This window comes from Hymenobacter taeanensis (assembly GCF_013137895.1).
Classification (GTDB): domain Bacteria; phylum Bacteroidota; class Bacteroidia; order Cytophagales; family Hymenobacteraceae; genus Hymenobacter; species Hymenobacter taeanensis.
This window is the reverse complement of the sequence record NZ_CP053538.1, coordinates 1,244,741-1,257,752: the sequence shown is the minus strand read 5'-3', so window position 1 is coordinate 1,257,752 and position 13,012 is coordinate 1,244,741. Positions and strand designations below refer to the sequence as shown.

Below are 13,012 nucleotides of genomic sequence, written 5' to 3'. Positions count from 1 at the left end.
CCTCGCTCATGGCGTTCGGAAGTTCCTCCTGCCAAAAAGATTTGCTTGACCCGGTGCCCAAAACGCTGTTTTCAGACCAGGTAGTGTTTGATACGCCCGCTCGCATTGAGCTGCAGATGGATGGCGTATACAGCTACGTGAAAGCGGGTAGCTTCCTGGGCGGGCGTTACCAAGTGTACGGCGACGTGCGGGCCAACGACTTTTTGAACCGTACCTCCAACGCCGTAACGGCGCTAAGCGTGTGGAACCACACCGTTACGGAAACCTCCCAGAACGATGTTATCAACCTCTGGACCTCAGCCTATGCTGCCATCAACCAGGCAAACGTGTTCTTGGCGGGCCTGGAAGCTAACTCGGCAAAGTATGTAGCTCCGGTATTTCCGGCTGATTTTGCCGCTAAAAAGGTGCCTAACTATCAGGGGGAAGCCCGGTTCCTGCGCGCACTCTGCTACTACTCATTGCTGCAGCTGTACGCCCGGCCCTATGCGGATGGCAATGGCAGCAAGCCCGGCTTGCCCCTGCGCCTGCAGGCTGAAACCAACGCCCTAAACAATGATCTGGCGCGCAGCTCAGTGGCTGAGGTGTATGCCCAGATTATCACTGACCTGGACTTTGCTGAGCAGAACCTACCGCTTTCGTACACGGCCGCGGTGCAGGGAATTCCTGCCACTACGCTGAACGTGACCCGGGCCCATCGCAACACGGCTATTGCCCTGAAAACGCGGGTATACCTGAGCATGGGTAAGTACAGCGACGTGATTCGGGAGGCAAATAAAATAGTGCCCGCTACGGCTCCTTTTGTCGCTCCTACTGGGGTGCCTAATGCCCTCAACGCTTCTATTGCGGCCGTATTTGCGCCGCCCCAGGAAACGTCAGAAAGTATTCTGAGCTTTCCCTTCACGGCCCAGAATACGCCCGGCACCCAGAACCAGTTGGCCTATTACTTCTCGCCCGGCCCCATTGGCAATGGCGAGTACGGCTTGAACACGGGAGCGGGAAGTATCTTATCTAACCCCGCCTGGGCCGCTACTGATGCTCGCCGCACGAACTTCGTGACGGTGGTCAACTCGGAGTCGTTCCTGAAGAAGTATGCCACTGGCTCTCCTTACACCGATAAAGCCCCGGTTATTCGGTATGCTGAGGTGATGCTAAGCCTGGCTGAGGCTCGTTTCCGGACTGTAGGAGCCAACGATGCTCAGGCATTGGCCCTGCTGAACGCAGTAAGAACCCGCTCTAACCCAGCTGGCGCGTATGCTGCCTTCGCTACCCCAGCGGCGGCCGTTGATGCCGTACTGCTGGAGCGCCGGATTGAGTTCCTCGGCGAGGGCATCCGCAACATTGATATCATGCGCCTCAACGCTACCATTCCTGGTAAAGGTACCGTGAGTGCAGTAGCCCCTGAGAACCCGCTGTACGTATGGCCCATTCCGGCTACTGAGCTGGCTACCAACCGAGCCATGACCCGTAACTAGGTTTTCTTTACTTAACTGCTTGCAAAGCTTCCTCAATCATGAGGAAGCTTTGTTGCTTTTAGGAAGGTTCTACAGCCTGCAGCTGCCTCGCGTGAGGCTGTGTGCATTGTCCCGGTGCTCCGTATCTTATACCTGGTGCCTGTAACAATGCGCCAGGCCACCGGTTCTCAGCTTCTATGCTTTCTATTGCCTGGGCGCCCTTGTATGCCCATCCGCTACCCGCCAACCACCGCTTCCCGATGCTGAAGTACGAGCTGCTGCCTGAGCAGCTCATACGTGAAGGCACAGTACCAGAAAGTGCGTTCTTTCGGCCCGTACCGCCCCCCGACGATGTTGTTTTGCGCACGCACGATGCCGACTACTACCAGCGGCTGCAACGCGGGGGCTTAACGCGGCAGGAGGAGCGGGCCACGGGCTTCCCATGGAGCCCAGAGCTGATTGAGCGTGAAGTAACCATACTGGGTGGTACCATTGCGTGCGTGCACCGCGCCCTGGAGCACGGCGTGGCCCTGAACATTGCGGGTGGTACCCACCACGCTTTCCGCGACAGGGGCGAGGGGTTTTGTTTGCTCAACGATCAGGCTACCGCGGCCAATTACCTGCTGGGCCACCCTGAGTTGGGCGTGAGCCGCATACTGATCATTGATTTAGATGTGCACCAAGGCAACGGTACGGCTGCAATTTTTGCGCAGGAGCCGCGAGTATTCACCTTCAGTATGCACGGAGCACGCAATTACCCGCACCGCAAAGAGTACTCCGACCTCGACCTGCCCCTACCCGACCATACCGATGATGCTGCCTACCTGACCTTGTTGCGCAACACGCTCCCGCGCCTGCTGCAGGAGCACCAACCCGACTTTGTCTTTTACCTCAGCGGGGTAGATGTACTGGCCACGGATAAGCTAGGCCACCTGGCTCTTACCCGCGAAGGCTGCCGGCAGCGCGACCAGTACGTTCTGCAAACCTGCCGGCAACACCAGCTGCCGGTAGTAGTGTGCATGGGGGGCGGCTACTCCGTGCGCATTGCCGACATAGTAGAGGCCCACGCCAACACCTTCCGCGTTGCCGCAGATATCTGGGGCTAAATTACCGGGGTGTGAAAGGGGGAAACCCTCGTGCGCTTACTCTGCTCATGCTTTAGGTTGAGCAGGCCAGGCGGCAAAACAGTATGGGTATCACTTCGCAACTGTACCCAAAATTACCTGCCAGCGAAAGGCCCAGCGCCAATGTAGGGTATAATCTGCTATGCCGGCGGCTTGCAGGAGCTGTTGCCAGTCGGGGCGGGTGAAGGCTCGGGCCACTGAGAGGGGCGCATCATGTTGCACCAGATAGGAGCCTTTGAACAGGCGGGTGAGCCAGTAAATGCTGTAGTAGGCTAGGGGGTGGCGGTGCAGGTCATTGATAATGACGGCCAGTTGCGCTTGCTGTTGCCAGAGCGGTAGCATAGCAGCCAGCTGCTGCGAGGAAAAATGATGGCAGAACAAGCTGGCCGTTAAAATATCATAGGGCTGGCGCTGAAATTCCGGGGAGAAGATGTCGGCCTGCTGATACGTGATTTCAGCAACCCCCTGGCTTTTGCTGGCGGCATACTCCAGCATAAAAGGGTTGGCATCGAGGCCGGTAAGGGCTACGGCTACTCCGCGTTTGCGGGCCCAGCGGGCTATTTGCCGGAGGGTGTCGCCGCCGCCACTGCCCAGGTCGGCGAGGCGCAGGGGGCGGCCCGCCGGAAAGTGGGGCCGGAGGCGGTCCAGCGCATCCAGGATGGGTGCATACCCGCCCAACCAGGTATTAATGGTTTCCAGCTCATCGAGGTTACGGCGCAGGTCATCGGAAGCCAGCGTAAGGTCATCCATCAACTCCTCTGCCGTGGCACGGTGGCCTAGGTTCATACAGCAGCGGGCAAAGAGTAAGAAATTAACTGCTTATTCACTTGGCGTGGCAACTAGCGGGGCAGTTGGGGTGGCTGCCAGTGCGGCTTTGTGAATTGATGCCGTAGCAGTTTCAGCCGCCACCACTTTTAGAAGCATAGCTTCCAGTGTTAAGCCAGGCCCAAAGGCAAAGCTGAGCACGGGGGCGCCAGCATCAGCAGCAGAAAGGCTTTGCATAAGCTTTTGCAGTACAAACAGCACCGTGGCCGACGACATGTTGCCGTAGTCGCGCAGTACCTCGTAGGCAAACCGGTTATCATGCGTGGAGAGGCCTAGCTCCTGCTCAATGGTCTCCAGAATCTTGCGCCCCCCCGGATGGATGGCAAAGGAATGGATATCGGCCAGCTCTACCGGCAGGTTTTCCAGCAGTTGATCTGTAAGCTGCCGAATACCGCGCTGAATCAGGTGGGGCACGTACGACGACAGCGTCATCTCGAACCCGAAGTTGTTGATGTGCCACGCCATATCCTGGCGCCCATCGGGCTCTAGACCACAATGAAAGGCCTCTAGAGCCAGGCTGAAGCCCTGCGGAGCTGGCTTGCCCAGCACAATGGCGGCAGCGGCCCCATCTCCAAACAACGCATTGGACACCAAGTGGTCGTCTTCGTGGCTTTTCTGGAAGTGTAGGGTGCAAAGCTCGGTGCTAACTATGAGTACTTGGGCCTTGGCATCGGCCTGGCAAAAGGCGTTGGCCAATTTTAGGGCATTCACGGCGGCGTAGCAACCCATAAAGTTTACGCATGTGCGCTGCACGTTGGGGTTCAGCCCCAGGGCCGCTACCAGCTCAATATCTAAACCGGGGGCGTACATGCCGGTGCAGCTTACGGTAACCAGGTGCGTAATGCTGCTCAAACTCAAGCCCGGCTGTTGCCGCAAACAGTCACGCACTGCCTGCACGGAAAGCGGCAACGCGTGCTGCCGATACTGCGCCATGCGCTGACCTACTGATGGGAAAGGCTCCAGATCAGGCGTGTTAGCAAAAAACTCGTACTGGCCATTCTCGCGGCCGTAGTCTGGTAGCACCGTATAGCGTTGAGCAATTCCCGACACCCGATATAGTGCCCGCAGCTTACGCGAATCGGCTTCGTTGAGCTGCAAAGCGCCCGCCATAAAGCTGGCAATTTGGGGCTGCGGAATACGGTGGGGCGGGTTGGCAGTGCCAATGGCACACAAGTAGCTGGTCATTAATCGAAGTTTACGCAAATTCCGTGCGCTACGCTGTCTCCCGTAGCAAAATGCCAAATCCTGTAAGTATAGTGAGAGTGGAAAGTGATGAGGCAAGAGGCCAGAGAGAAACAGTAGGGGAGAGAAATAGGCTGCTATAACCGTGTCGGTAGCGTTGCCCAGGCCTGTTTTATTAGGACTCTAGACGTTGCTGTTCTACCCTTCCCAGGCATGGCCATGAGTCTGTTGCATAAGGGCTCTGATGCCGGCTGGCCAGAAGCGGAGTGCACTTACTACTGCCTCACTAAGCACAGGCTGCCCAAATAGCCGCTGAATGGCCCGGCCCACCCGCAGGCGCTGCCCAAACAGCTGCTGCCACTCTTGCTGGTAGGCCACTTCCAGCGCTGCCCGGCCCAGAGCGCCCTCCAAAAAGGCGGCAGAATGACGGGCGGCTACGCTGGCTCCGTGAATAGCCATGGCCATGCCGTTGCCGCAGAGGGGAGTAATTAAGCCCGCTGCGTCGCCGCACATGAGCACATGGTCTTCAACTGCCTGTTTAGGAGCGAAAGAAATTTCATTGATAACCTCCGGCTGCGGATACAGAAACTCGGCCTCCTGCAGAATGCGCCGCAGCAAGGGGTTGCGGGCCAGCACTACCTTTTCGAGGGCCGGAATGGTGCCATGCTTCTTGAGATTCTGGCGGGTAGTGAGGTAGCAAAAGCAGTATTTATCCTGCTCAATAGCGGAAATGCCCGCGTAACCATCGGCAAAGTTGTGCAAGGCAATAAGGTTGCGGGGCTGATCAAAGCGTAAGTGATACTTCACGCCCAGGTAAGGAGAGCGTTGCTGAAAAAAAGCGCGCTGCAGCTGCCTATCCAGGGTGCTACGCTTGCCATAGGCCCCCAGTACCACGCGCGCCCGCAGCTCCTGGCCACCCTGTAGCTCCACTACCTGCTCATCAGTGGCAGCTTCGAACCTCACGGCAGTGGCGGTAGTGCCCTGCAGTACCTGCACGCCCCTAGCCGCCGCCAGCGCCTGCAAATGCTCATCCAACACATAACGGCTGATGCCAAAGCCCCCCAGGTCTAGCGGCGCAGACAGCACCCGTCCTGCCGGTGAACTGAGCTGGAACTCACTGATGCGGGCCGGGGCCAGCACATCAGGGGAAGCGCCTAGCTTGGCCAGGTAAGGCAGCACCTCATTGGAGATGTACTCCCCGCACACCCGGTGAAAGGGATACTGCCGGCGCTCTAGCACCGTAACCGCATAGCCGCGCCCACGTAAATCGAGGGCAGCACAGAGTCCTGCCAGGCCTCCGCCAATAATGACAACGTCCAACTTTATTTGCGGGGTAAAGGGGTGAAAGAGAAGAGAGAAGCGTTTCTTTTATCGAAGAACCTTTATATTTCAACAAGCCAAACAAAATACCCTGTTACCTTTGTTAACCTAAACCGGTACCTGCCGTTATGGTTAATTAGTGCCCACCAGAATGTACCGCCTCACGAGCCTCTATGATGAAACTCCTACGCTTTTTTTGCCTGCTCACCTTACTTACTTGCGGAATGTTACACTGGTCGGTGTCGCAGGCCGCGGCCCAATCAAGCGCAACTGCGGCCAAAGTGCCCGTGCGGCTCAATGGAGACGACAAGGCCCTGCTGGTATATCCTAATCCGAGCGCCGGAATTGTGCATGTAGCCATCAATGGGTTTGAGGGGCGTAAGCTAGAGTTGCAGGTGCTTAACGTTATTGGTACAGTGCTGTACCGTGAAACGCTGACTGAGCTGAATGACCGCTACGTGAAGGTGCTGGACCTGACAAAATTCACCAGCGGCCTCTATTACGTTAAGCTGGAAACCGCTGGCGGCAATGAGATGCGCAAGCTAGTCATCAGATAAACAGTAGCTTCTAGTGAGCTGATACAGTACTAAAAAGCAGCCCGCAACGGCTGCTTTTTTCATGGTTCGGTGTGCAATAGCCTAGGCCCAAAAAAAGCGCCCCATAAACGGAGCGCTTTGTAGAAATGCAGGGAGCAGTCGATTAACGACCGTTATTGGCCCGAACTGGTACGGGCTTCAGCATGTCCTTCACGTTGTTAACCGTGTCGAGAGCTAGCAGAGCAGTTACCAGCATTATTCCGAAAAAAATGAGCAGCGTCATACAAAAGAAAATTTAAGGCAACATCAATTCCAAGTACTGCTATCGAATCACCGATAATCTGTATCAAGTACAAGGTATGGTATACTAACCTCGAAAGCTACGCCGGAGTTTCAGTATAATTATGTGCTTTTCAATACGTGGTGCACTACGTAACGGGCATCGGCCGCAGCCCCGCCCATAAGTGCCGATCTGCGGCTGGAAAGCCACTCTAGTCCCAGAAAAGCTAGCCCTGCTACCGGAGATATTCCTTTACGGTGGCAGGGCTCCCCCGCGGGCGTCAAGGCCTTGGGTACTTGCAGCCAGGAGTAGTTGGGCCGGAAGCCCGTAGCCCAAACAACGCTACCTAACGGCGGCGTAGTACCCCGGCGGCCCACTAGGCCACCTGCGGCAGTTGTAGCTGTAGCCCGCCCAATAAAGTGCGCGTTGGGCAAGTGCTTCAAACGCTGAAAGTCTCCCTTAACTACCGGTTCGGGCTGGGCCTGCATATAACGGCCTACCCAACTGTGGCTGGATGCTTGCAGCAGGCCCGTAGCTAATAGCATGACCCACATAGCCGTATTATTGGGCATGCGGGGTGTTTTCTCATCGAATGCCACGTACACTGTGCGGCCATCCGTGGCTAGGCCAGCGGCTATCTGCAGGGCCGAGTTGCCGCTGCCAACCACTGCCACTGTAGCGCCAGGGGCCTGGCTAGGCGTAGTATATTCGCTGCTATGCAGCTGCCTAACGGTGGGCAGAAGCTCCTGCCCGAAAGCGGGAATATGGGGCGCAGTGTATGGCCCCGTGCAAACAATAACGCGGGGCGTGTGGTAGCGGTTGCCGGCGGCCGTTTGCACCTCAAACCCACCCGCGGCAGGCTGCACCAGGGTTACGCGCTGGTTGTTTTCAACGGCCAGCTGAAAGTGAGCCGCATACTGGCGCAGATACTCGGCGGCCTCATCTTTAGTAGGATAGCGCAACGGGTTGCCCGGCCAGCTCAGCCCCGGCAGGCCACTGGCCCAGGCCGGCGAAAATAGCCGCAACGACTCATAGCGCGACGACCACACGTGTCCCACCACTGGCCGGTCATCCAGCACGACGTAGGAAGCATGCTGTTGCTGGAGGTAATACGCGGCCGCCAGGCCCGTTTGGCCTCCACCAATAACTACTGCATCAAGAATCACAACCGAAGGTATCATAGGTATAAGAACACCTTTAAGCCGGGAATTCTTCGCGCAACTGCTTAATTACTTCATCTGTAGTTTGGCGAACCTGCGCAACCAAGGAAGCAAGCTGCGCAAAATCAACGGTTTCTGGGCTACTATTGGCCTTTTCCAGTTCGCGCAGTATGGGGTACAGCCGTTGCACACCTAAGCCATCAACGGAGCTTTTTAGGTGGTGCGCGGTGGCGGCAATCTCAGAGCGGTCTTGGTTGGCTAGGCCTATCTCCAGCTGCTCTACCGTGGGTGGTGTGGTCTGGATGAAAATATTTACTAGGCGCCGCACAAATCCTTCGTCGGAGTTGGTGTGGCGGCGCAGGGAGGTGAGGTTGTAGAGCGGCGCAGTCTCATCAGGTGCGGCGGCTGGCGGTTCTGGGGCGGGCACCGGACGCGGCGGAACCGCCCCACTCAGCAAACCGGAAATGGTCCGGAACAGGTCATGCTCCTTGAAGGGCTTCGATAGATAGGCATCTAGGCCAGCTTGCAGGTACCGTTCGGCCTCGCCTTGCATGGCATGAGCGGTAAGCGCTACTACCGGAGTCGCAGCGCGGGCAGCGTCGGGGTGCTCGCGCAGCCGCCGAGTAGTAGCCACCCCATCGAGGCCAGGCATCTGAATGTCCATCAGCACCACATCGTAGGGGCGGCGCCAGAATTTAGCCAGCGCCTCCGGCCCAGAAGAAGCTACATCTACCTCCAGGCCCCAACCCTCCAGCATGGTGCGCACTAACATTTGGTTCACCGCGTTGTCTTCAGCCAATAATATGTGTCGGCGCCCCAGCATCTGGTAGTTCGTAATGGGCTCTTCGGCCTGTATGGGTTCCTGGTCAGTGGCAACCTCAAAGGGCAGGGTAAAGCGGAAGGTGCTGCCTTTGTGCAAGTGGCTTTCGGCCGTCAGCTCACCACCCAGCAGCTCCACCAACCCGCGCGAAATGCTCAGGCCCAGCCCCGAGCCGCCATACTCCCGGGCCGTGCTGGCCGAGGCCTGGGCGAAAGGCTCAAACATGGCCTGCAGCTGACCGGCCGAAATACCAATGCCCGTGTCGAGCACTGAAAACTGCAGCAGCAGTGGGCCATTGGGGTTGCTCACGCGCCGGCAGGTGAGCAGTACGTTGCCGCGCTCCGTAAACTTCACAGCATTATTGAGCAGGTTCAGTAGTACCTGCCGTAGCCGGTAAGGGTCACCAATAACGCGCATTGGCACGTTGGGAGCGGGCAGCTGCAAGTGTAGGTTAATGCCTTTAGTGGTGGCCGTATGTAGCAGAGACTGGCAACTGGCTTTCAGAACTTCATCAAGCTGAAACGGCACGGCCTCTACCCGAATGCGCCCGGCGCCCAACTGGGCCATGTCCAGGATATCGTTAATAACAACCAGCAGGTTTTCGGCAGAGTGCTGAATGTGCTGCAGGTACTGCCGCTGTTGTTCGTTGAGTGGAGTTTTAGTGAGCAGTTCCGTGATACCCATAATGCCGTTCATGGGCGTACGTATTTCGTGGCTCATATTGGTGAGGAAGTTTTGCCGCGACTGGGCGTTCTCCTCCGCAATTTCCTTGGCCTTCTGTAAGGCTAGCTCGGTTTCCTTGAGGTCAGTAATTTCATTATCAACACCTAATACCTGCACGGTGCCATCGGCGAGCAGGAAAGGGCGCTTGATGCTGTTAAACCAGTGTACCTCACCTTCCGCCGAGGTAAAGGTGTCTTCGTGAGCGAGTTCCTGCCGGGTCCGGATTACCTGCTCATCATCGAGCCGGTAGCGAGCCATATCCGGGTAAATTCTTTCCAGCTCCTGCGCAGGCGTCCGTACAAGCTCTTCGGCGGTTAACTTGTAGAGCTGAGCGGTGGCCTGGTTGGCCAGCACATAGTTGCCGGCAATGTCTTTCAGATAGATCAGGTTAGGAGCCGTATCAATTACCTGCCGAAACAAGCGGTTTTGTTCAGCCAGCCGCCGGTTAGCGGAGCGGCGCTGCTCATCGGCCACTTTCCAACGCGTAATATCTTCTGCGGAGCCTACTACCTGGCATACGTTACCCTTGGTGTCGCGCTCAAATGGGGTAGTGCCAATGCGCAGCCAGCGCTCCATGCCGTTACGGTGATACAAATAAAACTCCAGGTGCAGCACGGTGCCATCAGGGGCCTGTGCTACCGCGGCGAAGTGGGTGCGCAGGCGCTCTAGCTGGTCAGGGGGGAGTAAGTTGGGCAGTACCTCTGAGCCCATGTCCTTAAGCTCGGCCTCCGTGTAGCCCAGCATATTTTTGATGTAGCTGTTGCAATACACCGTGCATTGCCGCAGGATATCAAAAATATAGATCAGGTTTGGTGTGGTGTTCGTGATGCGGTCCATCAATAACCGGCTCTGCCGCAGCTGTTCCTCGGTAATGCGCCGCTCGGTAATATCCGCAATGGAGCACACTGCCTGCGACACCCGGCCTTTCGAGTCACGCAGGAAGCACGTACTTTTCAGGCTCATCCAACGCCATGTACCATTGCGGTGAAGCATCCGGTACTCTGAGCTAAGAACCTGGCTGTCGTCTAGTTCAGCCAGCAGCCGTTGTCGGCTGAGCATAGTTCGTAAATCCTCGGGGTGCAGCAACTGTTTAGCTACAGAGGGGCCCATAGCTTTTAATTCGGCCTCAGTATAGCCCAGTATCTGCTCACACTGCCGGTTGCAATAAAGCACCGTGCCCGCTTGGGTGTCATACAGAAATACGATGTTGGGCACCGTATCGTTAATGCGGAGGGTGAACAGCTGGCTGCGTACCAGCTCCGCCTCAGCCTGCCGGCGCAGGGTAATATCAGTGAGGTACACGTTGGCACCGTTCTCTAGACCTAGTGGAGCCACACTCCAGAGGTAGAAGCCGCCATCAAGGCGGAGCTCAAACGTGCGGGGTTTTCCCTCTTTAAGTGCCTGGCTGATTTCATCTGACAGCACCCGTTTAACCAGAGCCTCCCGAGGCATGGCCAGCGCAGTCAGCGCCGCTGCCGCCGCCGGGTTGGCGTACCGCGCTTCGCCGGTGGCATCAAAACGGATGATGGGCTGGGGGCTCTGCTCCGCCAGATCTGAAAGCTCCTGTACCCGCTCGTGCGCCTGCTGGCGTTCCGTCACGTCTTCGTAACTCCAGATGTGCAGCACCGTTTGCCCATTCTGCACTACCGGCAGGTAGTCCTGCTGAATAATGGTGCCATTGTTCAGCTTGAACAGTAAGCCGCCTACGCGCTCCTGGTTACGAGCCGCTGTGCGCTGTGTTTCCTGAAACAGCTGTGGATGTAAAAAGCCAACGGAGCCATTTTCCAGGAGCTGCGCACTTGATTTGCCAATGTAAAAGCCAGGGTCTTCGGGGAGGCCAAACAGGTCACATATCCGCTGATTGAGTAGGGTTACTACCTGCTGGTGGTTTTCAGCCAGAATGGCGGTGCTCATAGTCTGAAGCAGGGCAGCAGCTTGGGCCGCTGCCGCCTGCGAGCGAGCCTTAAACTCCTGGAGCTGTTGCTGCGCGTGCTGACAAGATTGTTGAGCTGCCTGCTGTGCCAGTTGGGTACGGCGTAGCTGGCGAGCTAGGTGTCGGTAGCTGATAGAGGTCATAAAGCATCAGAATAACTGGGAAGGTCAGCGTAAGCGTACCTCGTTATTCTGAACCATACGATAAATAGTTGACTTACCGATCTGTAATTTTGCGGCTACCTGTAAAATATTACCATTATGCGCGTCTAGGTAGCTTTGCACAATGGTGGCCATCTGCGTCCGCAACGACTCATTAGAGATGCCATTCGTTTTTTCATCGTTGGAACCAGCTCCGCCGCGTAACGACAAATCCTGGGGCTGAATAGTATCGCTGTCGGCTAGCACTGCGGCCAGTTCCACCACCGCTTTAAGCTCCCGCACGTTGCCGGGAAAGGCATAGTGCTGCAGCTTATGCTGTGCCGCCGCTGATAGCGTACATGCCACCATGTTGTTCTGCTCGCAAAAGTCCTGTAAAAAGGCTTGCGCCAGTATGAGCACATCCTGACCCCGCTCGCGCAGGGGGGGCAGCAGAATGGGCAAGCCCAGCAAACGGTAATACAGATCCTCCCGGAACCGGCCTTCCTTCACCTCCTGAGCCAGGTCGCGGTGCGTAGCTACCATAAGACGGGCGTCGAACGGAATACGGGTGTTGCCACCCACACGTGTTACCTCACGTTCCTGTAGCACGCGCAGCAGCTTAGCCTGCAGATTAAGCTCAAGGTCGGCAATCTCGTCCAGAAACAGCGTGCCTTTGTGAGCTTCCTCAAAGCGCCCTATCCGGCGGTCTACAGCACCCGTAAAGGCACCTTTCTCGTGGCCAAACAGCTCACTCTCAATTAGCTCGCGTGGAATGGCGGCCACATTTACAGCTACGAAGGCCCCTTCCCGCCGCTCAGAGTGGTAGTGTATAGCCTTGGCTACTAGTTCTTTACCTGTGCCCGTTTCGCCACTCAACGAAACAGTAATATTGGTCCGGGCTGCTTTATCAATCAGGCTATAAAGTTGCTGAATCTGGGGGCTCTTGCCTAAAATAGCCCGCTCCGGAGAGTACTTCTGGCCGATCTGCTCTCTAAGACGATTATTTTCCCGGCTCAAGGCTAACTGCTTTCGGATGTTGCTGACCGTGTTCCACAAACGGTCTACCGTTTCTTCGTCCTTTACCAGGTAATCGTAGGCACCCTGGCGCAGCAGCCCGATGGCCGTGCGAACATCCTCCTGCCCCGAGATGACGATAACGGCCACCTCCGGCAACCGCTCCCGAATTTGGCGCAGCACCTGGTCGCCGCGCCCATCGGGCAACGAGTAATCTAGCGTGATGATATCCGGCTTCTCAACTAGATGATTAAGGCAGGCGTGAGCGGTAGTAAACCGCCGGATAGTGTAGTCTGGGTTTTGGGCGAGCTTATATTCTAATAGCTCGCCATACCAGACGTTATCTTCAACTATGAAAATGGAAACTTGCGAGGTGGTCATGAGGATATAGAGGGTGCGTGAGCTGAAGTAGCAGCGCCATCCTATGTGTAATAGAATGAAATTTGATAAATCCTATTTCAGCTGGAGGGTTTTCAGTAGCTCGGGTAGCATAAACAGTACGTA

The 13,012-nt window shown here is 56.6% G+C and carries 9 protein-coding genes; 3 read left to right on the top strand and 6 right to left on the bottom strand.

Translation table 11 applies throughout. The annotated features are described in order from the left end of the window. The first annotated feature begins 8 nt into the window (after nucleotides 1–8). Nucleotides 9–1,472, top strand: coding sequence for a RagB/SusD family nutrient uptake outer membrane protein (locus HMJ29_RS05325; protein ID WP_244678796.1), 1,464 nt, complete (start codon nucleotides 9–11; stop codon nucleotides 1,470–1,472). A 176-nt stretch (nucleotides 1,473–1,648) separates the two neighbouring features. After that, nucleotides 1,649–2,557 (top strand): histone deacetylase family protein, encoded by a 909-nt coding sequence (locus HMJ29_RS05320; protein ID WP_171590495.1) that lies wholly within the window; start codon nucleotides 1,649–1,651, stop codon nucleotides 2,555–2,557. Nucleotides 2,558–2,647: 90 nt separating this feature from the next. Here the strand turns inward: HMJ29_RS05320 and HMJ29_RS05315 are convergent, their stop codons facing one another. The 3 genes from HMJ29_RS05315 to HMJ29_RS05305 all read right to left on the bottom strand — a co-directional run bounded on the left by HMJ29_RS05315 (nucleotide 2,648) and on the right by HMJ29_RS05305 (nucleotide 5,902). Further along, on the bottom strand, nucleotides 2,648–3,361 hold the full coding sequence (locus tag HMJ29_RS05315) for a methyltransferase domain-containing protein (RefSeq protein ID WP_244678795.1): 714 nt from the start codon (nucleotides 3,359–3,361) through the stop codon (nucleotides 2,648–2,650). 33 nt (nucleotides 3,362–3,394) lie between these two features. Further along, complete coding sequence (locus HMJ29_RS05310; protein WP_171590494.1) at nucleotides 3,395–4,585, bottom strand: type III polyketide synthase; 1,191 nt, start codon at nucleotides 4,583–4,585, stop codon at nucleotides 3,395–3,397. A gap of 195 nt (nucleotides 4,586–4,780) precedes the next feature. Beyond that, on the bottom strand, nucleotides 4,781–5,902 hold the full coding sequence (locus HMJ29_RS05305) for an NAD(P)/FAD-dependent oxidoreductase (RefSeq protein ID WP_171590493.1): 1,122 nt from the start codon (nucleotides 5,900–5,902) through the stop codon (nucleotides 4,781–4,783). Between the two features lie 224 nt (nucleotides 5,903–6,126). Between HMJ29_RS05305 and HMJ29_RS05300 the strand changes: the two genes are divergently transcribed. Then, complete coding sequence (locus HMJ29_RS05300) at nucleotides 6,127–6,459, top strand: T9SS type A sorting domain-containing protein (RefSeq protein ID WP_171590492.1); 333 nt, start codon at nucleotides 6,127–6,129, stop codon at nucleotides 6,457–6,459. A gap of 381 nt (nucleotides 6,460–6,840) precedes the next feature. On the opposite strand, the gene HMJ29_RS05295 is transcribed toward HMJ29_RS05300, so the two are convergent. From HMJ29_RS05295 to HMJ29_RS05285, 3 genes are read right to left on the bottom strand one after another with little or no spacing between them, the layout of a single operon-like run. Then, nucleotides 6,841–7,899 carry a flavin-containing monooxygenase gene (locus tag HMJ29_RS05295; protein WP_171590491.1) on the bottom strand — a complete coding sequence of 353 codons (1,059 nt, stop codon included), beginning with the start codon at nucleotides 7,897–7,899 and terminating at the stop codon, nucleotides 6,841–6,843. 16 nt (nucleotides 7,900–7,915) lie between these two features. Continuing rightward, nucleotides 7,916–11,497 carry a PAS domain S-box protein gene (locus tag HMJ29_RS05290; protein ID WP_171590490.1) on the bottom strand — a complete coding sequence of 1,194 codons (3,582 nt, stop codon included), beginning with the start codon at nucleotides 11,495–11,497 and terminating at the stop codon, nucleotides 7,916–7,918. Between the two features lie 24 nt (nucleotides 11,498–11,521). Beyond that, nucleotides 11,522–12,889: a sigma-54-dependent transcriptional regulator gene (locus HMJ29_RS05285; protein WP_171590489.1), complete on the bottom strand. Its 1,368-nt coding sequence runs from the start codon at nucleotides 12,887–12,889 to the stop codon at nucleotides 11,522–11,524. Nucleotides 12,890–13,012 lie beyond the last annotated feature (123 nt).

What these genes read in the sequence shown, in the direction of transcription:
- HMJ29_RS05325 (WP_244678796.1), top strand. Translation starts at nt 9, where the DNA reads ATGGCGTTCGGAAGTTCCTCCTGCCAAAAAGATTTGCTTGACCCGGTG.
- HMJ29_RS05315 (WP_244678795.1), bottom strand. Translation starts at nt 3,361, where the DNA reads ATGAACCTAGGCCACCGTGCCACGGCAGAGGAGTTGATGGATGACCTT.
- HMJ29_RS05320 (WP_171590495.1), top strand. Translation starts at nt 1,649, where the DNA reads ATGCTTTCTATTGCCTGGGCGCCCTTGTATGCCCATCCGCTACCCGCC.
- HMJ29_RS05300 (WP_171590492.1), top strand. Translation starts at nt 6,127, where the DNA reads ATGTTACACTGGTCGGTGTCGCAGGCCGCGGCCCAATCAAGCGCAACT.
- HMJ29_RS05310 (WP_171590494.1), bottom strand. Translation starts at nt 4,585, where the DNA reads ATGACCAGCTACTTGTGTGCCATTGGCACTGCCAACCCGCCCCACCGT.
- HMJ29_RS05290 (WP_171590490.1), bottom strand. Translation starts at nt 11,497, where the DNA reads ATGACCTCTATCAGCTACCGACACCTAGCTCGCCAGCTACGCCGTACC.
- HMJ29_RS05295 (WP_171590491.1), bottom strand. Translation starts at nt 7,899, where the DNA reads ATGATACCTTCGGTTGTGATTCTTGATGCAGTAGTTATTGGTGGAGGC.
- HMJ29_RS05285 (WP_171590489.1), bottom strand. Translation starts at nt 12,889, where the DNA reads ATGACCACCTCGCAAGTTTCCATTTTCATAGTTGAAGATAACGTCTGG.